Below are 22,919 nucleotides of genomic sequence, written 5' to 3'. Positions count from 1 at the left end.
ACGATTGCCCGCAGCTATGGCGGTTGCGGTTGCCCGCAGCTAGGGCGAGGGGGGTGGGTCGCCGGCCCGGCGGTGCGATTGGCCGCAGCTATGGCGGCTGCCGGGTGGGCGTCGGCCCGGCGGCACGGTTGCCCGCAGCTATGGCGGCTGCGGTTGCCCGCGGCTAGGGCGGTTGCCCGCGGCTAGGGCGGGCTTTGGTGCGCACTTCTTGTTAAAGTGACAGGAACCCAAGTACCGTTGGTGGCATGCAAGCTGACGTTTGGTCACCTACGCCTGTGCTGCTGACGGTTGATCTTGTGATTTTGACGCTGCGTGAGGGGCGGCTGTGTGTGCTGCTCGTGGAGCGGGGGGAAGATCCGTTTCGGGGCATGCAGGCTCTGCCTGGTGGGTTTCTCAATCACGCGGGTGAGGAGATCCTGGACGCCGCTCACCGGGAGCTGAGTGAGGAGACCGCTCTCGCAGCCGGGGGAGCGCATCTTGAGCAGTTGGCCATCTACGGGGACGTGGGCCGTGATCCACGGGGACGCGTCGTTTCCGTGGCCCACTTGGCGATCGCGCCGGGACTCCCCGAACCGGTCGCGGGGACCGATGCGACGGATGCCGCATGGGTTCCGGCGGAAGCCGTCCTGTCCGGTGAGGTGGAACTCGCCTTCGACCACCGCCGGATCGTGACGGACGGAATCGAACGCGCGCGTACCAAGCTCGAATTCACGGCGCTGGCCACGGCATTCTGCGGAGAACTGTTCACCATAGCCGAGTTGCAGAAGGTGTACGAAGCGGTTTGGGGCACCGAACTCGACACCCGTAATTTCTACCGGAAAGTCCAGGCCGTAAAGGGATTCATCACCCCCGCCGGCTCGGGACGCAGGACCACGGGAGGACGGCCCGCGCGGCTGTACCGGGCCGGTCCGAAGACGGTGCTGTTCCCACCACTGATCCGACCTGTGCCGTCCAGGACGGAAGAGGAACCGAGAGAGGGAACGAGAGAGGAAGGGAACTAGATGTCGAAAGACCTGGTGGTGATTCTCACCGCCCTCAATCTCGAATACGAGGCCGTCCGCCGGAAACTGGCCGGTCCACGGGTGCACCGCCATGAGCGTGGGACGCGGTTCGAGGTGGGAACCGTCAAGGGCGCTTCATGCCGTGTCGCGCTCGGCCTGACGAACAAGGGCAATCATTCCGCCGCGGTGATCGCCGAGCGCGCGATCCAGGAATTCTCGCCCGTGGCCGTGCTGTTCGTCGGCGTCGCCGGCGCCCTGTGGGACACCGCCAGGCTGGGCGACGTGGTGATGGCGACACACGTGTACGCCTACCACGGCGGGACCAGCGAGGACGACGGACTCAAGGCCCGCCCCCGGGTGTGGGAGACGGCGCACGGCGTCAGCCAACTCGCCTCGCATCTGGCGCGCGTGAACGACTGGGCCGACGACACCCCCGGTCGTGGGCGCGCGCCACGGGTGCACTTCGGCGCGATCGCCGCCGGCGAGGTCGTACAGAACTCGACGATCTCGGCCGAGGCGCGGTGGATTCGGCAGCACTACAACGACGCGCTCGCGATCGAGATGGAGGCCGCCGGTGTGGCGCAGGCCGGCCATCTCAACGGGGCACCGGTGGCCATCATCCGGGGCATCAGCGACCGGGCGGACGGTACGAAGGGCAGCGCGAAGGACCGTAGCTGGCAGCCACGGGCCGCGGTGAACGCGGCGGCGTTCGCCACCCGGCTGGCCGTGGAACTGGTGGAAGAACAGGAGCAGATCGCAATGTCCCAGGCAGACAGGTCCCGTACGGCAGACGGAGTCACAGGGCACGTCGTCAACACCGCCCATGGCAGCACCGTCGTCAACACCGCTCATGGCAGCACCGTCGGCATCATGGCCGGCTCGGTCACCGGGAGCAGCGTCCATGTGAACGCCGACCCGAAAACGACCGGCGCGGCGGACCTGGTCGCGGAACTGGACGGTATCCGCGAACACCTGAAGCGCTACCACGCCGACGGCACCCTCGACGACGACACCCACCGGGAGGCGCTGGCCGAGCTGGGATTCGCCCGCCGGGCGGCAAGGGAGAACACGCCCGAATCGTCCAAGAGGGCGACCATGGCGCTCAAGAGGTTACGCGGTCTGATCGCGGAGTTTCCCGAACTTGTGGCCCGGCTGGCACCCCTGGTCGTCGCGGCGGGTGACTTGTCATGATCGACGGCAGCGGTGTCACGCACAATTCGGCCGAACACTCCAATGTGGGCATCCAGGCCGAGACCGTACACAATTCCAACGTCTACTTCGTCCATCCTGACGCGTCGCCTCAGGAGAAGTACAGGGTCGGTGTGCGGTTCCTGGAGGACGGCATCCCCAGCCGTGCTCGCGACATGATCAGTGACGCGATCGCCCACGGACACGACAACGCGGAGGTCCGTTTCCACTGGGTGCTCGCCATGCTCAGCGCACGCGCCTACCACGACCTCAGTGGCGAAGAACTCCAGCGGCTGCACCACGCCTCCGGGCTCGTAAAGACCTACGCCGACGGGGAGTGGAAGGACGCTCTGCGTGTCGCCTTCGAACTGCTGGCGATGCTCAGCACCGCGGACGGCGAGACAGGACGCGTACTGGAGCGGTTGCGGGCCCTGTCGCCTCGGCGGCGTGACGAGATCCTCCGCCACCTCGATCTCGTCCTCACCGGAGCGCTGAAGGACGGCCTGTGGGCCGAGAACCGGGAGCGGGCCGAGGCGGATCGCTTCGGCAACGACCGGGTCAAGCGGGTCTGGGCCTATTTCGAGCCCGACCCGATCGGGGCACGGGCCATGCCGCCCCGGCCGAGCACCGCCGCCGCCGCCCGGGCGGCTCTCCCGCTCCGCGCCGGTCTGTTCGGCGTCAGCACCGCACTCCTGTGGATCTTGGCGCTGATCGCGAATCCGGCCGCGGCGGTCATCGAGCTGGTGGTGGCGCTCGGGGCGGGGCTGGCCGCGGGTCACTTCGGCAGCCGGTGGTGGTACCAGGAACATCAGCTGAAGGCCGGGAACGGTCAGTCCAGCCCGGCGGCGCAGGTCCCGCACATGCGCGATCCCGCCTTTCCCGGGGACGGGTTCACCAACCGTGTCCGTCATGAGTTCGACCACTACTTCAGTGTCCGCGTGCCCCATGGACTCGCCCCGCAGGAATGGCTCGGGCTCACCGTCCACATCCGTAACGGCCTCGTCGCCGAGATCGCGCTTCTCTACCGGGAGAGCCGTATCAGTGTGGACCGGGTCAAATGGCTGATCCGGTATCTCGCCGAGGATGCCCGGGACCGTCATCACAGAGGCACTCTGTTCGATCAACGCCACCAGAATCAGACGGTGGCCGTGGCGGTGGCGAAGGCGCTGTGTGTGATCGCCCTCATCGCGCTCGGTGTGACGACTCTGGCGCTGCTCGGAACGGTGGCCTCGGGTGACGGGGGGTCGCGGTTGCAGCTGGCCATCCCGGCCGTGGTCGCTGCGGTCCTGTGCGGGCGCGCGGCCGCGTTCTCGTGGCTGGAGGCGCGGGGGGAAGAGCGGCGCATGGCCGAGGAGACCTCGGAATATGAAGAGCGGCTGAACGCGCGGCAAGCCGCGTACCAGAACTGGAAGTCGTTGCTGGACGCCACGCGGCCCAGTGAGCTGGAGATGGAGACGTGGCTCACCTGCGACAAGACGCTGTTCGTCGACGAAGCGCTCCGGCACTACCAGCTCACCTGGCGCGATCTGATCACCCACACCATCCTCTTGACGCCGGCGCGTCCCTACAAGCGAGGGCGTGTGAGGGGCGGTCCTTGGCGATACTCGCGCTACAGCTTCCGTCTTTTCCTGGTCACGCAGGACGGTGTTCGTGAAATCAGTACGGAATTCGATTTCACCGATGGGAAACGTGGGGTTGAGCAGCGGAGCAACTATCGGTTTGACGCGTTGTCGTCCGTGCAGGTCACGGAGCGTGCCGATGTCGGTTACGACCTGGAGCTGGTCCTCACCAACGGGCCTGCCCGGAACATTCGGGTCAAGGACGCCGACACCCATCAGTTGGCGCCGGATGAGAACGCCCAGGAAATCGCTGAAATCAATCTCACTTCGGCTGGTTTCATCCATACCTTCCGTCTCTTGGAAGGAATCGCGGCGGACGGAAAGGGGTGGATCGAACGAAACAATCCGAACAACCTGCCGCCCTTCCGTGCGGCGGACTGACCCTGCCGGGGCCTGGTTGTGGGGCGCCCGGGGGTGGTGTGGGCCGGGCCGGGGTTTCGCTTACCGGCGCGTGCAGGGTGCCGCTGCGCCCACCCGTGCCGCCCCAGCGGCACGATTGCCCGCAGCTATGGCGAGGGGGGGTGGGCCGCCGGCCCGGCGGTGCGATTGGCCGCAGCTACGACGGCTGCCGGGTGGGTGGCTGGCCCGGCGGTGTGATTGCCCGCAGCTACGACAGCTGGCCGCAGCTAGGGCGGCTGGCCGCAGCTACGACGGCTGTGCGTAGCTGGGGTGGCTGCCTGCGTTAGAAGTTGTTCAGGGGCTCGGGGTCTGTGCGGGTTGGTTCGCCCCATATACGGAGGATTTCGTAGTCGGTGAACTCGTGGATCAGGCGGTAGGCGAGGGCGGGGCGGGGGCCTCGGCGTTGGGCGGCCAGGTAGAGCTCTGCTTCTCGGCGGTCTCTTCGGGGGGTGCCGCACAGGTGCCAGACCTGGCCGTTCCAGGACTCGGGGAGCCAGCGCTGCTGGGGCTGGGGGCGGTCGTCCCGTACGCCGTAACGCGACGGGGCCGGGGCGGCCGTACCGGTGGGGCGGGGCGGGCCGTAGCTGTCGTTCACCTCGCTGCGGCGGGCGGCTCGGCGGCGGGTCTCGCAGAGCAGACAGCGGTCCGGGGCCTCCTCGTCCACCGGGCCGTTCGGGTGCTCGGCGCAGCGGGTCGTGGGGGCCGCCGTCGTGACCGACTCGTCCAGCAGTTCCAGGGCGCGTCTGATGTCGGCCTTCACCTCGTGCAGCCGGGCGTCCGGGGTGTCGGCGGTCAATGACTCACCGTGCTCCCCGAGCAGCCGCAGGGCCCGGCCGAGCGCGGTGAGCTGGGCGTGGTTCACGGGAGTCGTCCCTCTTGTGTCGTGGGTTCGGCGTCGGCGTGGTGCGTACGAGTACAACCACCGTGCCATACGCCACTGACAGTGGGGGGTGGCAGGCACGGGTGGCGCGCGTGGGTCGTCAGAGGGCCGCGTCGGCGCGGGCCGCCAGGGTCGCCGATATCAGCGGGACGGCCAGGCCGGTCACGTAGACGATCCGCCACGGCAGCGCCGGGCGTTCGGGGCCTCGCATCTGGGGGGCGCCCAGGACGACGAGGAAGAAGGCGGAGAAGAACAGGAGCAGGGCCAGCAGGTCCAGCAAGGCGGTCTCCCCTCGGACTGTGCGCGGTGCACTGTGTACCGGGCACTGTGTGCTGTCGCGATTTGCTGGGCCAGCATGGCGAATCGCGGGAGACGAGGGGTGGGGAGTACGGGGGCGCATGGATGCATGGGGGTTCGGGCTGTCTGCCGGGCTGTCCACTTGTCCGTTCGGGCTGCCTGCTTGTTCGTTCGGGCTGGCTATTTGTTCGTTGCTGCTGCCAACGCCGCTCTCAAATGGCCCTCGTTCTCCGTGAGGAGACGCGTCGCCGTGGTCGCGTCCGTTCCGCTCAGGATGATCAGGATGGCGTGTTTCACCTGGCCGCCCGTCGCCGTCAGGGCCTGCTCGATTTCGTTGTCCGTCGCGCCGGTCGCCAGTGCCACGATGCGGTGCGAGCGGGCCCGCAGTTTGTCGTTGGTGGCTCGTACGTCGACCATCAGGTTTCCGAACGTCTTGCCCAGCCGGATCATCGTGATCGTCGAGAGCATGTTGAGCACCAGCTTCTGGGCCGTGCCCGCTTTGAGGCGGGTCGAGCCCGTGACCAGCTCGGGGCCCACCACGATCTCGATGCCGTGGTCGGCCGCCGCCGCGAGCGCGCTGCCCGCGTTGCACGACAGGCCCACCGTCAACGCCCCGTACGTCCGCGCCCACTCCACCGCCCCGACCGCGTACGGCGTACGGCCCGACGCCGATACGCCCACCACCGTGTCCTCGGCCGTCAGACCCAGTGCGTCCAGGTCGGTCCGCGCCAGCTCCGCCGAGTCCTCCGCGCCCTCGATCGACGTGACCACCGCCTCCCGGCCGCCCGCGATCAGGCCCACGACCTGCGAGGGGGCCGTGTTGAACGTCGGCGGGCACTCGGACGCGTCCAGCACGCCCAGCCGGCCCGCCGTCCCCGCGCCCGCGTAGATCAACCGGCCGCCGCGCGCCATCCGCTCCGCGATCGCGTCGATCGCCGCCGCGATGAGGGGCAGCCGCGCGGCCACCGCCGTCGGGACGGCCGCGTCCTCGCCGTTCATCAGCTTGGCGATGTCGAGGGTGGGGAGCCGGTCGATGTCCGCGAGGTCCGGGCGGAACGCCTCGGTGGTCAGCATCTCCAACTCGGCCCGTACGGAGAGATGATGGGCGGAGGGGGTGAGGGAGGGGGTGGGGACGGGAGAGGGGAGGGGAGAGGGGGTGGAGGACGGGGACGACGGGGACGACGGCATGGGGCGACTCTTTTCGTGCGGTGCTCTCAGCGGGCCCATGGGCGGCTTCGGTGCCGTACGCCGTAGTACGACGGCTGCGGCGCCGTACTATCGCGACGGGCCCCCGCTCCGGTGTCGGTGGGCCAGCGCCTCGTACGACGCCGACAGGGCCGGCGCCGCCGACTCGTACGTGCGCTGGGCGACCCCGATGAACAGGCAGTCCACCACCAGCAGTTGGCTCGTCCGGGACGACATCGCGGCGGGGCGCAGCTCGCTCTCGCGGGCCGTCGAGGTGGTCAGTACGTGGTCGGCGTACTGGGTGACGGGGCCGTCCGGTCTGCCGGTGACCGCGATCGTCGTGGCCCCGTGGTCGAAGGCGACCCTCAGCGGTTCTATGACGTCGCCCGTCGAACCGGAGTGGGTGATCGCGACGGCGACGTCCTTGGCGCGCAGCTGGACCGCGTTGGTGACGGCGAGATGCGGGTCGCTGTGCGCGTGGGCTATGAGCCCTATGCGCAGGAGCTTCTGGGCCAGGTCCTGGGCGACCAGGCCGGACGCCCCGACGCCGTAGATGTCGATCCGGCGGGCCCCGGCGAGCGCGTGGACCGCCGCGCCCAGCTGGATCATGTCGAGGGCGGCGGCTGTGTCGGCGAGGGTCTGCTGCTCGTCGTAGGCGAGCTTGGCGACCACGTCGGGGAGCGGGTCGTCGACCGCGATGTCCGCCGTGACCGAGGGGGCGCGGCCCGACTGCTGCTGGGCGGCGAGGCCGGCGAGGGCGAGGCGGAGGTCGCGGTAGCCGGGGTAGCCGAGGACGCGGGCCGTGCGGACGACCGTGGCCTCGCTGGTGCCCGTGCGCTCGGCGAGACCGGTGACCGTGAGCGCCGCGCAGCCCGCCGGGTCGCCGGCGACCGCCTCCGCGACGCGCTGCATGGAACGGGTCATGGAGGGCGTGAGCGTCCGCACCTTCGCCGCGAGGGCGGCGGGGGCGGGTGGGGTGTGCGAACCGTGCGGCTTGGGTTTGGGCTGGTCGGCGGGGCCCTCCGTAGGGCTTTCGGCTGGCGCCTCGGCGGTGGAGAAAAATTCCTTCACGTCGTCGCTCACACCTTGAAAGATATTTTCCGCCTGGTGGTGGGGTCAAGGGTTGGGGGCAACGGTGCGCACAATGGGGGCATGAGTTCCGGCAGTGACCCCGTCCACCCCGACCATCCCCTCGGGCCCCTCGAACAGGCGCTGCACGCCGCTCGCGCGCTCGTGATCGCCGACCTCGTCGCGGGGGACGTCGCCGAGGCGGATGTCGTCTCGATGGTCGAGGAGTCCGTCGTGCGGCGGCGGTGGTGGGTGCGGCAGTGGCCGGAGGGTGCCGCGTACGTCGCCGGGCTGGTCGCGCAGGACGTACAGGACGCCCTGCTGGAACGGTACGGCCGCTGGCCCCTGTGCCCCGTCTGCGGCGGCGGTGATCCCCACGCCCTTGAGGTGGAGCCGGAGCTGGGCCCCGATCCGCACTGGGTGTGCCACAAGGCGGGCGTGCGGGTCGCTGCGGTGGGGGCGCTGGCCAAGGCGACCGGGGGTACGGGCGGGGGCGCGGCGGGCAGTGGGAGTACGGCGTGACGCTCTACATCGACCCGCCCACCTGGCCGGGCCACGGCCGTCTCTGGTCCCACCTCGTCAGCGATGTCTCGTTCGACGAACTGCACGCCTTCGCCCGGGAGTTGGGCATCCCCGAGCGGGCCTTCGAGCGCGATCTCCCCCACTCTCGGCTTCGCTCGAGCGGGGGACCCCCATCGACATCCCGGCCCACCGCTACGACGAGATCGTGCGGGCCGGGGCCGTCGAGGTCGGGTCGAAGGAGCTGCTGCGGAGGCTGGTGGGGGCGGGGCTGAGACGGCCGAAGCGGCGGGGGCTCAGCCCCGGCACCCCTCGTCGTTGAGGAGCCCCTCGTGTGCTCCGGGCGCCTCGGTGCCTCCTAGCACCCGGTGTGCGCATGCGTGCGCCCCGTACGGTCGCGTGCGACGTGTATGCGCCGAAACCGGGAACGGTGGGGCCCGGTGTACCTCAGGCGCGCAGCCGGAGTTCGTACGCGAACTCCGGCCCGTGCTCCCCGTCGCCCCAGTCGTCGCTCACCTGTGCGAATCCGGCCCGGGTGACGACGCCCTGCGAAGCGGTGTTGACCTTGTCGACGACGGCGAAGAGGGACCGTACGTCTCCCCGCTCGCGGGCGCGCTCCCGGCACCACTCGGCCAGCGCGCGCAGCGCCTCGGTCATATAGCCGTGTCCCCGCGCCCCCTCGACCAGGTCGTACCCGATCTCGACGCGGCCCTCCTCGTCCGGCACCCCGTGGTAGCCGAGCGCGCCGACGGCGAGCCCGTCGTCCTTCCTGACCAGCGCGAACATGCCCCACTCCGCTCGGTGGACGCCCGCCCGGTACGCCTTGGCGAGGATGGTCGCCCCGGACCGTGTGCCCTCGATCGGGCCGCCCTCGATCCACTCGAAGCCGCCGGTGCCGCCCTTGGCGAGGTCCTCGGCGGCGGCCGGGTGGACACCCTGGAGCACTAGCCGTTCGGCGGGGATGTGGAGGGGGTTGTTCCAGCGCCACCCGGTGACCGGCGCACGGTCGGGGAGGTCGCCCCGGCCGGTGGCCCACAGGAGGGTCGCCCAGGGGTCGTCACCGGGGCGGACATGGGGGAAGAGGCGGGCGAGAACCGACTCACACAGGTCGACCGGGACCTCGTACGGCGGCAGCCCCAGGCCCTCGGCGATGTCGTAGGTGTGCAGCAGGACCTCGGTGACGCCCATCGCCGCGAAGCCCTCGCGGTCGGCCCAGCGGAAGGGGTACGGGTGGAAGGCGCGCACCTCGCGGGGCGTGGTCTCGACGGTCGCGGCGAGCAGGACGCCGGTCGTCCTGATGACGTGGAGCAGGTCGGCGGGGCCGTCGCACTCCTTCGTGTCGATGTCGAAGGGCACGTACGCCGAGGTCGCCCGTCCCGCCAACTGGGCCGCGTACGCGAGCAGATCGGAGGCGATGTGATCGGCCGTCCCCCGGCAGCTCCAGTCCAGCCGGCCCGCCGTGACCCCCTCCCAGTCCCGGTCGATCGCCGTCCCCAGCACCTCGACACAGTGCTCGACGGCCTCTAGTACCTGTTCCCCGCCCATTGGTCGCATGGCGGTGAGGATAGGTGGGGTCAGCCGTCGCCGCGCACCGGTTTTACGGCCGCCGCACGCTTCTCGCCACCGGCCTCGGCGCTTGCTTCGCCACCGGCTTTGCCGCCCGCCTCGCCGCCGGCGACGACGCGGGAGACGGCCGTACGGAGGTGATCGCGGCCCTGCCGGCGGTCGGGTCGGCGGTCGTGGCGGCGCTGGAGGCGGAGCGATACGGCGGTGACGCCGATGGCCGCGGCCATGACCGCGCTGCCCGCCCAGGCCGTCGCCGCGAAACCGAACCCGGCGTTGATGACGGCACCGCCGAGCCAGGGGCCACCGGTGTTGCCGAGGTTGAACGCGGCCGTGGTGGTGGCCCCGGCGAGGGTGGGGGCGGCGCCGGCGACGTTGAACATACGGGCGTTGAGCGCGGGGGCCGTGTAGAAGCAGGACACTCCGATGAGGAAGGAGAGCAGCACGGCGGCCACGGCGTACTGGGCGAGCAGGGCCAGCGCGAGGAGGAGGGCGGTGGAGGCGGCGATTCCGGTGAGCAGGACGCCGAAGAGGTGCGCGTCGGCGATCCGGCCGCCGATCGCCGTGCCGACCAGGGCCCCGATGCCGAAGAGGCCGAGTACGGTCGGCACCCAGCCGTCCTCCAGCCCGGCCACGTCCGTGAGCAGCGGTGCGAGATAGCTGAACGCGCAGAACACCCCGCCCGCGGAGAGCGCGACGATCACGATGGACAGCCAGACCTGCGGTTCACGGTAGATCCGGGCCTCCTGGCCGAGCCGGGGGCGCTCGTCGGGGCGCGGGATGGCCGGGACGAGCGTCAGGACGCCGACCAGCGCGACGGCCGAGGCCACCGCCACCGCCCAGAACGCCGACCGCCACCCGAACCGCTCCCCGAGGAACGCCCCCGCCGGGACGCCCAGCACATTCGCGATCGACAATCCGCCGATCATGATGGCGAGCGCTCGGGCGCGGGCGTTGACCGGCACCATCGCCACGGCGACGGCCGCGCCGACGGCCCAGAACCCGGCGCACGCCAGCGCGCTCACCACCCGGGAGGCGAAGAGCACGGCGTAGCTGGGGGCGATGGCCCCGACCACCTGCCCGATTCCGAAGACGCTGATCAGCGCGACGAGGGTGGTACGGCGGGGGAGGCGGAGCGTCGCCACGGCGAGCAGCGGCGCCCCGACGACCATCCCGACCGCGAACGCCGAGATGAGGAGGCCGGCGCGGGGGATGGACACGTCCATGTCCTCCGCGATGGGCGGCAGCAGCCCGGAGAGCATGAACTCACTCGTCCCGAGTGCGAAGACGGCGAGCCCGAGGACGTAGACGGAGAGGGGTATCCGGTGCGGGCCCGCTTGACGGGAATCCCCGGGGGCCTCGGGGACGGGGGACGGGGACTCGTTGAGCGGCATATCCAAGGGCAACGGCGGGGGGCCGGGGCGCATTCCCCTCGGCCGGGTCGCGTTCCCCTGGTTCAGTCGGTCGGGCCCTCGGTCGGCTGCTCGGTGGGTGGGGCGGTGGCCGGGGCGCCTGCTGGGTCGGTCGTCAGGTCGGCCAGTTCCCTCCGCAGGTTCTCGCGGGCCCGCCGCTCCCACTCCCGCTCCCCGTACGGGGTCCTGAACAGCTTTGGCAGGGCGAGGAGTTGGCGGAGTACGCCGGCGCGGCCCCGGCGGAACACCTCGTCCGGGACGAAGCCGTACTCCTCGCGTACGGCGGCGGCGTACGCGGCGTACGCGTCGGGGGCGGACGCCAGGATCGCCAGGTCGGCGTCGCAGAGGACCTGGCCGTTGCGGTCGTCGTCCGCCGGGGCGTGGGTGACGGTGAGGCGGACCAGCCGGGCGACCTCCGCGACCTTTGCCTCCGGCACCCCGGCCTCCGGCAGCGCACGCTCGGCCAGCCGCGCCGACCGCTCCTCGTTCGTCGACCGCTCGGGGAGGTAGACGGCGTCGTGGAACCAGGCGGCCAGCCGGACCACGTCCGGGTCGTCGGCGTACTCCGCCAGCGTGTCGATGTGGTCGAGTACTGCGGTCAGATGGTCCAGCGTGTGGTACTTCCGCTGGGGCTCGGACCAGCGGGCGATCAGGTTGGCGGCGTACGGGGCCGGGCTCGGGTGGGGCGTGCCCTCGCGGGCGGAGAGCAGGGCGCCCAGCCACCGGGAGCTGAGGGCGTCGGGGGTGTCGGGGGTGTCGGGGTCGGGCATGGGGGCATTCTGCCGTGGGGCACGGCGAAGCCCCCGGCGGGGAGGGGCGGCCACGGTTGTGGACGCGCTCCCGCGCCGGGGGCTTCGCCAGGCGTCGGTCAGTTCATCACGGCGTCGGTCAGACGGAGACGTTGACGCAGACGTGGGCGTACTGGCCGAGGGTGCCCTCGACGGTGCCCAGGACGTCGTTCTTGACGGCGTCGACCTGGGCCAGGACATCGGCGGAGCTGACCGACGCCGGGCCGACGGTGAGGCCGGCGCTCGGGTTCAGGCCACCGGAGACGTTGTCGAGGTCGGCGTCGGAGATCTCGACGGTCTCAAACTGGTGAGCGGAGTTCATGGGGGACTTCCCTTCGTATGGATGATCCACAAGGGGGGTGGCGGGCGGCGGGAGAACGGCCGCGCTGGGACAGCGCACGGGCCCCGCGGCGGACAGGATCAAAGCACGGAGCACGTCGGGCAGCCAGTGAACCGGCGTTAACGGCCGGGAAGCCGATCGCACACGCGACGCATCTGTGCAGACGCGCACACCGTTCGTGGGCGACTGCTGGCCAGTCCCTCCACAAGTCGCACGACTCCGGCGCCCGGCGGCGGTGGCGGCCGCGTTCTCGAACTTCTCGAACCTCTCGAACGGGACGCTCCAGGCCGACGGGACGTCATACGGCGGGCGCGCACACGGATTTCGCGTCCGCTTACGTGTCCCTCGCGCCGTGGTTGCGTATGCGATGTGCGGATTCGCTGAAGGTGTCCGGTGTCCTGTGTTCGGCACAGGCCCTAGCGTGGGTTTCATGACTGCTGCTGATGCGCACGCTGTACGGGTTCCGGAGCTGCCGGGGCGGTTGCTGGTCGCCGAACGGGACGTTCTCGTGCCTCTGTTGCGGGAGCGGGCGGAGGACGACTTCGGGGTGGGGACCTGTTGTCCGGGGTGGTCGGTGCGGGATGTGCTGGCGCACTCCTCGGCCGCGTTGTCCCGGGTGATCGAGGGTCGGTTCGAGGAGGGTGTGTTCAGTCCGGAGTCCAACGACCGGGACATCGCCGAGCGGGGTGAGTGGCCGGTGGGGCGGATCGTGGACGAGTTGGAGCGGGGGATGACGGACGCCGGGGCGGTGATCGCCGAGGCCGGCGGGGCGCTGGACGGCCTCGCCCTCGGGGAGTGGGTGCACGCCGGGGACGTACGGGACGCCTGGGGCCTGCCGGACGCCTACGGCGGAGCCCAACTGCCGCTCGCGCTCACCCTGTTGGCCCACCTCACCCGCGTACGCGGCACCCTTCCGCTCCACGCCGACCTCGACGACCTGGACGAGCCCCTGAGGCTCGGGGCGCCGAGCGGCGACGCTCCGCCCGCGCGGTACATCGGCGACGGCGCGACCCTCGTACGGCTCTGCATGGGGCGCCGCCCGACCCCGGACGCGTCGTACGAACTGGCCGGCGCCACGGGGGCCGAGCTGAATCTCTTCGGCTGAGCCCTGGCCGGGTCTTTCCCGGGGAGTCATCAGACGTAGGCGAAGGGCGAAAGGCGCTTTCGGCGGGTCACGTGTCGCCTGTTGCTAAAATTGGACTAGACCTGTCGCCGGAGTGAGAACGTACGAGAAAGGGGCCCCATGGGCACGCGCGCGCTGTTGGAGGTGATCGCCCTCGGAGCCGAGGAAGCCGTCGCCGCTCAGGCCGGAGGGGCGGATCGGCTGGAGCTGGTCACCGACATGGCGGCGGACGGGCTGACCCCGTCCGTGGGGACGTTCGTCGAGGTGCACGGCGCGGTCGACATCCCCGCACGGGTCATGCTGCGGCTGGCGGACGGTTTCGCGGCGGGTGACGTGGACGCGCTGGTGCGGGCCGCGTGCGACATGCGCGCGGCGGGGGCCGAGGAGTTCGTGCTGGGGTTCCTGGACGAGGGCGGCGCCCCCGACCTGCGGGCCCTGGAGCGGGTCGTCGCCGAACTCGACGGCTGCCGCTGGACGTTCCACCGGGCCATCGACCGCGCCGCCGACCGCGACGCCCTCCGCAAGCAACTCGCCGACCTGCCGGGGCTGGACGGCTACCTCACCGCCGGTTCGGCGGAGGGCGTCGACGCGGGGACGGCCGTCCTCCTCGCCGAAGCCGCGCGGCGGGGCGAGCCCGGCTACGCTCAACGGCTCCTGGTGGGCGGCGGCCTGAGACTCGACCACGTCCCCACCCTCCGCGCCGCCGGCATCGACGCCTTCCACATCGGCACCGCGTCCCGCCCAGCCGGCTGGCCCTCACCGGTCGACCCCGACGCCGTACGGCAATGGCGGCGGGCGTTGGACGCGCGCGGGGGGAGAGGGGACGACGGGGGGAGGACTTGGGGCGGGGGTGGGGCCTTGGAGGGGGCCCAGGGTTCGGGCGGGGCGAAGGCGACTCGACGGTGACCGTCCTGCTGACGGCTCCGCCGAAGGCCTGACCGGCCGGGCCCACCGATCGGCTCGCTGACGCGCCCGCACCCGGCTTCGCCGGCTGGCCCGCGCCGACGGGCGTCGCGGGCGGCTTCGCGATTGGCTGCCCACGGGCCAGGCCCACGGGCCAGCGACGGCCCCGAAGGCGGCTTCGCGGGTCCGCCCGCCGACCGGCCTACTGACGGGCGCCACGGGCGGCTTCGCTGACCGGCCCGCTGACGGGCTCACTTACGGGTGCCACGACCGGCCCACTGACCGGCCCACTGACCGGCTTACTGGCGGGCGCCACGGGTGGTTCCGTCGACGGGCCCAGCGATGGGCCCCGCAGGCGGTTCCGCAATGCGCCTGTCGGTGGCTCTGCTGGTGGCCCCACTGACGGGCGCCATGGGCGGGCGTCGCGGACCGCCCGCCGACCGGCCCACTGACGGGCGCCACGTGCGGCTCCGCCGACCGGCCCGGCGATAGGCCCACTGACGGGCCCCACAGGCGGCTCCGCCGACGCCCCCCGGTGGTCTCACCGTCCTACCGCCGGTCTAACCCTTCGGCCCGTCGGCAGTCCCGTTCGGTCTTCTGATTGGCCACCACGTTGAGTGGCCCCGTGTGTCCCATGTGTTCCGGGAGTGGTTCCAGGTGTCGCGGGCCGTGGTCAGGGCTCGGTGGCCGCAGCCGCGTAGTTGGGTGCGGGTGAGTTTGGCGCGTTGGCCGCCGCCCGCGATCATCGCGTTGACCGATGCCATCGGGTCACCCCCGACCGAGCGTGCGGCCAACGCCCCGACCAGCAGCGGCAGCAGCACCACCGCGACGGCCGAGCCGGTCGCCGTGGCCGTGGCCGTGACCTTCCGCAGGGAGAGGGGGCGCGAGGTGTCCGTGGTCATGACAGCAGTCCAGCAGGGGTGCGGGTGCCCGCACACCCGCCGACGTACTCAGTCGTCGACGCCCGCGTACTCAACGGTCACCGAGGGTCCGCCGGAAGCGGCGACAGCCGGGCCCGACCCTCGGCCGTCCCCTCCAGTTCATGGCGCAACTCCGCGAGCAGCGGCAGCAACTGGCTGCGGTTCATCTTGCGCACCCGCCCCTCGTACGTCCAGGCGCTGACGGCCGTCGGATCGAGGAGCACGACCTCGGGCGTCCAGTCGGACCGGAACCGGATCACGGCCCGCAGGAGCGGGACCCACTTCAGGCTGCTCGGGTCATGGAAACCGGGGAGGGGCGGGAAGCGGGGCGGCTGCCAGCCGGCGCCATGGACCTCCCGCAACTCCTCGGCCCGCTCGGCGAGTTCGCGCTCGGCGGCGGCCCGGAAGGCGTCGTACGCCTCCCGGACGTCGTACTCGTCCTTCTCCCGGTCGCCGTAGAGCAGGACCACCACGCACTCGGGGCGGCGCAGGCGCGTCACCTCGGTGAGTTCCCACAGGGTGCCCTTGCTCGTACCGGCCACGAGGAGGACGAGGCGCGCGTCGGTGATCAGAGAAGTGACGGTGGGCTGCCAGTCGTGGAGGGGGAGGTAGAGGCGGCGCGAGCCGGCCAGGGGCAGCGCCTCGTCGGGTTCCCCCACGGCGAGCGGGCGGCCGAAGCCGCTGAACGCCCGGCACACGCCCTCCTCCAGCGTCAGCGAACTGCCGTTCACCAGCGAGCCGCCCACCCCCATCCAACGGCTGAACGCGTGCGGCATCGACCTCCCGGTCACGTCCTCCGCGAAGGGGCGCAGATACAGAACGTACGGTTCACGCCGGGCCTCCTCCAGCGTCCTGACCACCCGGACGTGGTGGCGCCGCCCGTGCCGCCGCATCCGCGCGCCCACCAGCAGCGAGAACGCGCCCCAGAGCCCGCACACCAGGACGATCAGAACGTTCTTCCACATGGGGTCGCCGAAGGGGGTGGGGATGAAGACCGTGTTGAGCCGTTTCGCCGACATCATCACCAGCAGCCCACCGCAGAGCGTTCCCCCCATGCCCACGAGCCGCAACGCGCAACCCAGCAGCGGACGCTGCCGTCGACGGGGAGTACCGAAGGAGGGGATGGAGGAGGGGGAGTGGGAGTGGGAGTGGGGCGGAGGGGAGCCTTGGACCGAGGGGTCCGGAAGGGGGTGTTCAGTCATGAAACACACCAGATCGGAGGCCGTGGTCAACCCGCAATCGAACAACGAGGGTTGAGCAGGGCCACGACCCCGGATTCGCTCTTTCGTGGCACGTACGGGCGCACGTCCACGGCATCCCGCTCCGGCGGCCATGATGAGCGCATGGCAGACCTCCACCACTCCCTGTGGAACTCCGACGTCGCCCCCGAGAGCTACACCCCCGCCAACACCCCTTACCAGGGAGTGCTCTTCGAGCAGTACAAGCTCTGTGTCGAGACCGCCGACCGCGTCAGCGCGCGGCGAGGTGCTGCCAACACCTTCTTCCTGTCGCTCAACAGCGCCATCGCCACGGCCATGGTCGGCGGTCTGGGGCCGAGGCCGGGAAGCGTGTCGGTCTGGTTGCTCCTCGCCGGTCTGCTGATCCTCGTCGGACAGTGCGCGGCGTGGTACCTGATGGTCCGCTCGTACCGTCAGCTGAACACGGCGAAATGGGCGGTGATCGGGGCGTTCGAGAACCGGCTCCCCGCCTACGCCTACTCCCGCGCCGAATGGACGGAGTTGGGGGAGGGCGAGGACTGGCGCCGCTATATGCCCCTGACCCGTCTCGAACAGTGGGTGCCGCCCCTGTTCGTGGCCGCCTATGTGGTCGGGTTCCTCGCGCTGACGATGTAGCACTTCCGGTCGGCGGGGCCGCGGCATAAGATCCGCGAACTCCTTCTCCGCGCCGACTGGAGGCAGCAGGTGAGACCCGCGTGACCGTCATCGCCGTGACCGGGCACATGGACCTGACGGAGGCGAGCGTTCCCCTTGTCCGGCAAGCCCTGCGGGACCTCCTCGAACGGTACCGGCGGCGGCAGGGGATCACCGGGCTCTCCTGCCTCGCCAGTGGCGCGGACTCGCTCTTCGCCGAGGCGGTGCTCGCCCTCGACGGCCGTCTGGTCGCGGTGATCCCGTCGCGGGACTACCGGGAACGGCACGTGGGCGCCGAGCACGCCGAAACGTTCGACCGGCTCGTCGAAGCCGCCGACGAGGTCGTCGTCCTCGGGCATGAGCGCGCGGACGGGCAGGCGTACGAGGACGCCAACGGGGTTCTGCTGGAGCGCGCGGACCGGCTGATCGCCGTATGGGACGGCGAGTCCTCGACCGCCCGGGGCGGCACCGCCACCACCGTCGCCGAGGCCCACCGACTCGGCCTCCCGGTCGACGTGATCTGGCCCGAAGGCGCGAGCCGGAGGAACGAGGGGCGCGCCCCGGAAACCTGAACGGTCCCCGGGGCACGCCTTTCGGGCTGTGTCCGCCGCGCCGCGGCCGGTCAGGCGTTCGGGTCGAACGAGATCCCCGACGGCATCGCGGCCGTGAGGTTGGACTCGAAACTGCCGTCCTTCAGGCCGAAGTTGGCGCTGCCGAAGTCGTACGCGACGAGGGTGTCGCGGATCGCGGTGGACGGGTAGCCGTTCCAGCCGACGAGTGGCGGGTACTGCCAGGTGCCCTCGTGGTTCTCCGGCGGCTCGTCGCTCGTGCCCGCGAGGCGGAAGCAGTGGGTGCTGGCGCCGTCCTTGTGGTACACGATCTTCGGGTGCGTGCCGGTCCAGATGACCGAGGACGCGGCGTGGACGGTGAAGTCGCCGTGGTTGGACGTCGAGACGTACTGCGCGCTGCCGTTCTGGACCCAGACGACGACGTGCTCCCAGTCGTGACGGTGGCCGCCGATGCTGCTGTTGGCGAGCGCCTGGTCCTTCTCGAAGTAGAGGTCGTACATGATCGCGCACCAGCCGTTGTTGCACTTGTAGCGCGAGTAGCCGTTGGTGTTGTCCAGGTCCGACTGGTCGTGGCACTCACCGCTGAGCGAACCGGTCGGGCTGAGTCCGCCGTTGACCGTTCCGGTGGGGCCGATGGCCGGGGTCGGGTAACAGCCGTCGGTGTCGTAGTCGTACGCGGGCTGCCAGGTCGTCTCCAGCGTCTCCGCGCCCGCGGGCAGCGCGGCCGGCGGGGCGGCGTAGGCGCTGCCGGCGATCCCGACGACCAGCGCGAGCGCGCCGCCGACGGTGAGCGCGGATCTGCCGATGCGCGAGCTTGTCTTCTTCTTCACTGCGTCCTCCTGGGGGGCCGCGGCTCGGGGGTGATGCCGGGGCCGGTGGGGGGCGTGGGGGCATGTGCCTCGGGTGGAGCGCGTACTGCGGCGTGGGGGATGGCATGCGCAGGTCAGGTTCGCCCTACCCGCCGGTAGTCCACAAGAGGCGGGAGGTGTCGGAGCGATGAAGAATCAATCAATGTGAGAACGCTGTGCGTGGGGGCAGCGGGAGCCGGACGGGGTGTGTGGTGTGACGCCGTGTCACATCACGGGCTGATATCCGCCACGTAGTTGTTGTGTGCGAACTCTGCGCCCAGGGGCCCCCGACGATCCATCACGGCTCGCGCGCGTGCATAGTTGTGTCCGCCCCAAGCCAAGCGGGGGCATGACAAGTTTCGGCCACAGGGGGACACCGCTCCATGCCATCCATACGCCGCCGCGGCCTCGCGGCAGCCGCCGCCGTGATCGCCGCGATCATGGTCACCACCACCGCCTGCAGCAAGACGGACAACAGCGACACCAAGGCCTCGGACCAGTCGACCACCCAGGCCGGCTCCGGGGACACCATCGACACCGGCGAGAACGAGGGCGACGGTGACACGACCATCGGCGGCTTCAAGCTGCCGGAGGGCGTGCCCACCGAACTCACCGGTGACGCGCTGCAGAAGTGGAAGAACGGCGGCTGGGAGGACTTCAGCGACTGGGCCTCCGCGGCGGAGGACTTCGCCAACCCGTACATCGAGGACTTCTGGACCCCGGAGCGGATCGCCGAGGCCAAGGAGGCGATCCCGGAGCTGCCGCAGATCGCGGAGGCGGGCAGTGTGAAGAAGGGCAAGAGCAAGACCACGCAGGTCTGGCTGCCCGACGGCAAGGTGAAGCGGCAGAAGGCCACCAAGGTCAAGCCGACCTACCACAAGAACGCCTCCACGGTCGGCAAGCTCTTCTTCACCACCCCGCAGGGCTCCAGCGTCTGCTCGGCCGCCGTGGTGAAGGACCCGAACCACCCCGGCAAGTCCAACATGGTGTGGACCGCCGGCCACTGCGTCCACGCGGGCAAGGGCGGCGGCTGGTACCGCAACATCGCCTTCATCCCGTCGTTCAACAACAGCGGCAAGCTCAACATCAGCCAGGCCTCGCGCAACTACCGCGCCAAGAGCGTCTCCCCGTACGGCATCTACTGGGCCAACTGGGCCACGACCTCCGGCAGCTGGATCAAGGGCGGCGCCGCCAGCCAGGGCACCGTGGCCGCCGCGTACGACTACGCCGTGCTGCACGTGAAGCCCGAGAAGGGCAGCAAGTCCCTGGAGGAGCGGGTCGGCGGAGCCCTTCCCGTGTGGTTCAACGCCCCGGCCGCCAACAAGATCAAGAAGATGAAGGTCCGCGGCTACCCGGCCGAGTCGCCGTACGACGGCTCGAAGATGTACCACTGCCAGGGCGCCACCAAGCGCTTCGTCCTCGGCTACAGCTACCCCAGCAGCTACCCCGCCCAGTACATGGTCGGCTGCACCATGAACGGCGGCGCCTCCGGCGGCCCCTGGTACATGACCCACAAGGGCCGCACCTACCTGGTCTCCAACAACTCCCTCAGCGACCGGTCCACGTTCATCACCGGCCCGCGCCTGGGCAAGAACGCCAAGCAGGTGTACTTGGCGACCAGCAACAAGTTCAAGTAGGCCCAACGGCGGCCGATCCAGTCGGTCGGCCACACGTTCGGGCGGGCCTCGGCGCCCGCGACGCCCCCGGTGACCTCGGTCGCCGGGGGCGCCCTCGTTTCCGTACGGATTACGCCAACTGCGGCGGCAGCGAGGCCGCGTGGGTGACGATCAGGCCCGACACGGCTCGCGTGAGCGCCACGTACAGGCGGCGCAGACCGGTCCGTTCGTCGGGCTCGCCGTCGACGACGGCCCGCGGCTCGTCGAGCACCACGTAGTCGTACTCAAGTCCCTTGGCGAGCGAGGCCGGTACGAGGGTGAGGCGGGTCTCGTACGTCGTCTCCTCGCCGGGGGAGAGGTAACCGATCCCGGCCGCCGTCAGCGCCTCGGCGAGGACGGGTACGCGGGCGTCGGCGGCGATGAGGCCGACGGAACCCTCGTTGCGGAGCAACTCCTCACATCCGGCGATGACTTCCGCGTCCTCGGCGATGTCGCGAACCTCGAAGAAGCCCGGGTTCTCGCGGACCGAGGCGACCGGGGTGAGGCCGGGGGCGATATGGGGGAGGAGACGGGAGGCGTAGGTGATGACGTCGGTCGGGACGCGGAAACCGGCGGTCAGCTCCTCGACATGGGCCTCCGCCTTGCCGAGGTGGGCCAGGGCCTCCTGCCAACTCCGGGTCGCCCAGGGGGTGGTGCCCTGCGCGAGGTCGCCGAGGACGGTCGCGGAACCGGTGGTGCAGCGGCGGCCGACCGCGCGGTACTGCATCGGGGAGAGGTCCTGCGCCTCGTCGAGGACGACATGCCCGAGTGAGTGCGTGCGCTGGACGAGATCCGTCGCCTCGTCGATCAACACGGCGTCGGCCGCCGACCACTTGGCGCCCTTCACACTCCGCGCCGGCTTCGCCCAGAGGATCGTCTTGCACTCGTCCTCGCTGAGAATCCCCTCCGCGTGCGTCGCGAGGAAGTCCGCGTCGGAGAGAAGCCTGAGGACGAGCTTGGCCGGGTCGACCGGCGGCCAGATCGCCTTGACGGCCGCCTTCACGGCCGGGTTGCGGGCCACCGCGTCCTGCACCCGGTCGTCGGGCGCCTCACCGGACCGCTCCATCTGGACGAGCACGGCATGCGCGATCCGCTGCGGCAACGCCTCCCGCGCGGCCCCGTAACGGATGTCCCGCTCCAGCAGTTCCCGCACGATCTCCTCGACCTCGTACGCCGGTACGCGCCAGCGCCGCGACCCCCGTACGACCACGACGGGCTCGGTGGGGACGGTGACATGCGAGCGGACGGCCCGGCGGAGCACCTCGGCCATCCGGGCGTCGCCCTTGACGACGGCCGCGGCCGCCTCGTCCGTGCCCCGTACCTCCACATGGGCGACGAGATCGTCGACGGTCGCCTGCTTGACCTCCAACTCGCCGAGGGCGGGGAGGACTTGCTCGATGTAGTGGAGGAAGGACCGGTTCGGGCCGATGACGAGGGTGCCGGTACGGGACAGCCGCTCGCGGTGGGCGTAGAGGAGGTAGGCGACCCGGTGCAGACCCACGGCGGTCTTCCCGGTCCCGGGACCGCCCTGGACGCACAGACTGCCCGACAGATCCGACCGCACGATCTCGTCCTGTTCGGGCTGGATGGTCGCGACGATGTCCCGCATCGGGCCGACACGCGGACGTTCGATCTCCTGCTGGAGCAGCCTGCTGGCGGTCCCCGTCTCGCTTTCGGCCTCGGCCGGGTCGGAGAGGTGCTCGTCCTCGTACGCGGTGAGATCACCGCCGGTGTAGCCGAACCGGCGCCTGAGCCCGATGTCCATCGGGTCCTTCTTGGACGCCCGGTAGAAGGGCTGCGACACCGGCGCACGCCAGTCGATGACCATGGGGTCGCCGTCGGCGTCGTGCACGTGCCGCCGCCCGATGTGCAGTGTCTGATAAGCGGCCTCCGGCCGCGGGCGTTCGCCTTCCGCTCCCTCGGCCTGGTCGGCGCCGGGGGCGTGGAGGTAGTCGAGGCGGCCGAAGAACAGCGGGGTGTCGCTGAGGTCGGCGAGCGCCTTGATCCGCTCGTCGATCTGATGGGCGAGCGCCTCGGCGTTCACCCAGTTCGCCGTGACATCCCTGATGTCGAGTGCCTCCACGTCCTCCCGCATGGCCCGGAGGGCCGAACGGGAGGAGGCGAGATGGGAGCGCTCACGGGAGAGGGGGTCGACGGCGTCGGTCACTTCGGTGCCGGTCGCGTCGGCGGGTGAGCGATCGTCGGCGGGCGCGGGGTCGGCGGCGGGCGCGGACAAGGGGGTGCCTCCGGGGTGCCTGTGGGGTGTACGGGACGTACGGGCCGCTGAGCGGCGGAGGCCGACCGGTTTCCGTCCGGTCGACGGCACTCCACGACGACTGCCGGGAGGCGGGCAAGAGCGGAGAGTCTAGGTGAACGCCGGGCGTGAAGGCCAATGGATTTCCACAGCCCGGGGACGGCCGTCCTCCTGCCGCCCCGTAGCCCTAGGGGCCGTGTACATCGTGGGTACTAGGGGGCGGCGGGACCTGAGAGGGAGCTCGGGGCTCAGCGGGTTCACTCCCTGGACCGACGTAATCCAAAGGCGGACGTTCCACCATGGAGACATGAGTGCAGCGACCTTCATCCCAGCATCGGCCTCCGGCCGACCCGGCCCGCCGTCCGGCGCGACCGGTCTCGACGACCACCACCGGCCCCACCGTCTCGCCGACGCCCTGCGCGCCCTCAAGGTCTTCGCGGGCGCCGCGTTCGGCGTCGTCGTCCTCGGCGAGTACGCGGAGGAAGCGGGCATACGCCGACGGTGACGCGCCCTAAGG

General features: G+C 70.8%; 22 protein-coding genes and 1 pseudogene. 11 read left to right on the top strand and 12 right to left on the bottom strand.

Features of this window, described 5'->3' with window-relative positions:
• Positions 1-245: 245 nt before the first annotated feature.
• Genes ACWD4G_RS36395 through ACWD4G_RS36385 form a run of 3 tightly spaced genes read left to right on the top strand, consistent with a single transcriptional unit; the run spans position 246 to position 4,189 of the window.
• Positions 246-1,001 carry an NUDIX hydrolase gene (locus ACWD4G_RS36395; RefSeq protein WP_451301289.1) on the top strand — a complete coding sequence of 252 codons (756 nt, stop codon included), beginning with the start codon at positions 246-248 and terminating at the stop codon, positions 999-1,001.
• Positions 1,002-2,192 carry a 5'-methylthioadenosine/S-adenosylhomocysteine nucleosidase family protein gene (locus ACWD4G_RS36390; RefSeq protein ID WP_451301287.1) on the top strand — a complete coding sequence of 397 codons (1,191 nt, stop codon included), beginning with the start codon at positions 1,002-1,004 and terminating at the stop codon, positions 2,190-2,192.
• Entirely contained in the window at positions 2,189-4,189 is a 2,001-nt protein-coding gene (locus tag ACWD4G_RS36385; protein ID WP_451301285.1) for a hypothetical protein, read from the top strand. Before ACWD4G_RS36390 ends, ACWD4G_RS36385 begins: the two co-directional genes overlap by 4 nt.
• 301 nt (positions 4,190-4,490) lie before the next feature.
• On the opposite strand, the gene ACWD4G_RS36380 is transcribed toward ACWD4G_RS36385, so the two are convergent.
• From ACWD4G_RS36380 to ACWD4G_RS36365, 4 genes are all read right to left on the bottom strand, one after another.
• Positions 4,491-5,069, bottom strand: coding sequence for a hypothetical protein (locus ACWD4G_RS36380; RefSeq protein WP_451301283.1), 579 nt, complete (start codon positions 5,067-5,069; stop codon positions 4,491-4,493).
• 118 nt (positions 5,070-5,187) lie between these two features.
• Complete coding sequence (locus tag ACWD4G_RS36375) at positions 5,188-5,367, bottom strand: hypothetical protein (RefSeq protein ID WP_451301281.1); 180 nt, start codon at positions 5,365-5,367, stop codon at positions 5,188-5,190.
• Between the two features lie 197 nt (positions 5,368-5,564).
• Positions 5,565-6,458: an N-acetylmuramic acid 6-phosphate etherase gene (gene murQ, locus ACWD4G_RS36370; RefSeq protein WP_451301353.1), complete on the bottom strand. Its 894-nt coding sequence runs from the start codon at positions 6,456-6,458 to the stop codon at positions 5,565-5,567.
• A gap of 201 nt (positions 6,459-6,659) precedes the next feature.
• A complete protein-coding gene (locus tag ACWD4G_RS36365) occupies positions 6,660-7,652 on the bottom strand; it encodes a MurR/RpiR family transcriptional regulator (RefSeq protein WP_451301279.1) in 993 nt (330 codons plus the stop codon).
• A 69-nt stretch (positions 7,653-7,721) separates the two neighbouring features.
• Between ACWD4G_RS36365 and ACWD4G_RS36360 the strand changes: the two genes are divergently transcribed.
• Together ACWD4G_RS36360 and ACWD4G_RS36355 are read left to right on the top strand one after the other, a co-directional pair.
• The gene (locus ACWD4G_RS36360; protein ID WP_451301277.1) at positions 7,722-8,159 is read left to right on the top strand and encodes a hypothetical protein; all 438 of its coding nucleotides are present in this window, start codon (positions 7,722-7,724) and stop codon (positions 8,157-8,159) included.
• Positions 8,156-8,478 (top strand): annotated as a pseudogene (locus tag ACWD4G_RS36355) (DUF4031 domain-containing protein). The gene ACWD4G_RS36360 and the pseudogene ACWD4G_RS36355 overlap by 4 nt, the downstream one beginning before the upstream one ends.
• A 125-nt stretch (positions 8,479-8,603) precedes the next feature.
• Here ACWD4G_RS36355 and ACWD4G_RS36350 read toward each other — a convergent pair.
• From ACWD4G_RS36350 to ACWD4G_RS36335, 4 genes are all read right to left on the bottom strand, one after another.
• Positions 8,604-9,701 carry a GNAT family N-acetyltransferase gene (locus tag ACWD4G_RS36350; RefSeq protein ID WP_451301351.1) on the bottom strand — a complete coding sequence of 366 codons (1,098 nt, stop codon included), beginning with the start codon at positions 9,699-9,701 and terminating at the stop codon, positions 8,604-8,606.
• 29 nt (positions 9,702-9,730) lie between these two features.
• Entirely contained in the window at positions 9,731-11,041 is a 1,311-nt protein-coding gene (locus ACWD4G_RS36345; RefSeq protein WP_451301349.1) for a Cmx/CmrA family chloramphenicol efflux MFS transporter, read from the bottom strand.
• Positions 11,042-11,175: 134 nt separating this feature from the next.
• On the bottom strand, positions 11,176-11,901 hold the full coding sequence (locus tag ACWD4G_RS36340; protein ID WP_451301275.1) for an HD domain-containing protein: 726 nt from the start codon (positions 11,899-11,901) through the stop codon (positions 11,176-11,178).
• Positions 11,902-12,019: 118 nt separating this feature from the next.
• Entirely contained in the window at positions 12,020-12,241 is a 222-nt protein-coding gene (locus ACWD4G_RS36335) for a hypothetical protein (protein WP_451301273.1), read from the bottom strand.
• A 448-nt stretch (positions 12,242-12,689) separates the two neighbouring features.
• Here ACWD4G_RS36335 and ACWD4G_RS36330 point away from each other — a divergent pair, with 448 nt between their 5' ends.
• Together ACWD4G_RS36330 and ACWD4G_RS36325 are read left to right on the top strand one after the other, a co-directional pair.
• Positions 12,690-13,364 carry a maleylpyruvate isomerase family mycothiol-dependent enzyme gene (locus ACWD4G_RS36330; protein ID WP_451301271.1) on the top strand — a complete coding sequence of 225 codons (675 nt, stop codon included), beginning with the start codon at positions 12,690-12,692 and terminating at the stop codon, positions 13,362-13,364.
• A gap of 138 nt (positions 13,365-13,502) precedes the next feature.
• Complete coding sequence (locus tag ACWD4G_RS36325) at positions 13,503-14,288, top strand: copper homeostasis protein CutC (RefSeq protein WP_451301269.1); 786 nt, start codon at positions 13,503-13,505, stop codon at positions 14,286-14,288.
• 557 nt (positions 14,289-14,845) lie between these two features.
• Here ACWD4G_RS36325 and ACWD4G_RS36320 read toward each other — a convergent pair.
• Positions 14,846-15,187 carry a hypothetical protein gene (locus tag ACWD4G_RS36320; protein WP_451301267.1) on the bottom strand — a complete coding sequence of 114 codons (342 nt, stop codon included), beginning with the start codon at positions 15,185-15,187 and terminating at the stop codon, positions 14,846-14,848.
• 77 nt (positions 15,188-15,264) lie between these two features.
• Positions 15,265-16,407, bottom strand: coding sequence for a hypothetical protein (locus ACWD4G_RS36315; protein WP_451301265.1), 1,143 nt, complete (start codon positions 16,405-16,407; stop codon positions 15,265-15,267).
• A gap of 141 nt (positions 16,408-16,548) precedes the next feature.
• Between ACWD4G_RS36315 and ACWD4G_RS36310 the strand changes: the two genes are divergently transcribed.
• Both ACWD4G_RS36310 and ACWD4G_RS36305 read left to right on the top strand, forming a co-directional pair.
• Positions 16,549-17,058 carry a RipA family octameric membrane protein gene (locus tag ACWD4G_RS36310; RefSeq protein WP_451301263.1) on the top strand — a complete coding sequence of 170 codons (510 nt, stop codon included), beginning with the start codon at positions 16,549-16,551 and terminating at the stop codon, positions 17,056-17,058.
• 80 nt (positions 17,059-17,138) lie between these two features.
• Entirely contained in the window at positions 17,139-17,648 is a 510-nt protein-coding gene (locus ACWD4G_RS36305) for a hypothetical protein (protein WP_451301262.1), read from the top strand.
• A 50-nt stretch (positions 17,649-17,698) separates the two neighbouring features.
• Here ACWD4G_RS36305 and ACWD4G_RS36300 read toward each other — a convergent pair whose 3' ends face one another.
• Complete coding sequence (locus ACWD4G_RS36300; RefSeq protein ID WP_451301260.1) at positions 17,699-18,475, bottom strand: NPP1 family protein; 777 nt, start codon at positions 18,473-18,475, stop codon at positions 17,699-17,701.
• Between the two features lie 401 nt (positions 18,476-18,876).
• Between ACWD4G_RS36300 and ACWD4G_RS36295 the strand changes: the two genes are divergently transcribed.
• Entirely contained in the window at positions 18,877-20,130 is a 1,254-nt protein-coding gene (locus tag ACWD4G_RS36295) for a trypsin-like serine peptidase (protein ID WP_451301258.1), read from the top strand.
• A 109-nt stretch (positions 20,131-20,239) separates the two neighbouring features.
• Here the strand turns inward: ACWD4G_RS36295 and ACWD4G_RS36290 are convergent, their stop codons facing one another.
• Positions 20,240-22,384: a HelD family protein gene (locus ACWD4G_RS36290; protein ID WP_451301256.1), complete on the bottom strand. Its 2,145-nt coding sequence runs from the start codon at positions 22,382-22,384 to the stop codon at positions 20,240-20,242.
• A 325-nt stretch (positions 22,385-22,709) separates the two neighbouring features.
• On the opposite strand from ACWD4G_RS36290, the gene ACWD4G_RS36285 reads away from it, so the two are divergent.
• Positions 22,710-22,907 (top strand): hypothetical protein, encoded by a 198-nt coding sequence (locus ACWD4G_RS36285; protein WP_451301254.1) that lies wholly within the window; start codon positions 22,710-22,712, stop codon positions 22,905-22,907.
• The last annotated feature ends 12 nt before the right edge of the window (positions 22,908-22,919 follow it).

The organism is Streptomyces sp. NPDC002643, assembly GCF_053592555.1.
The sequence above is the reverse complement of the archived record's forward strand: the minus strand, read 5'-3'. Positions and strand labels throughout refer to the sequence as shown.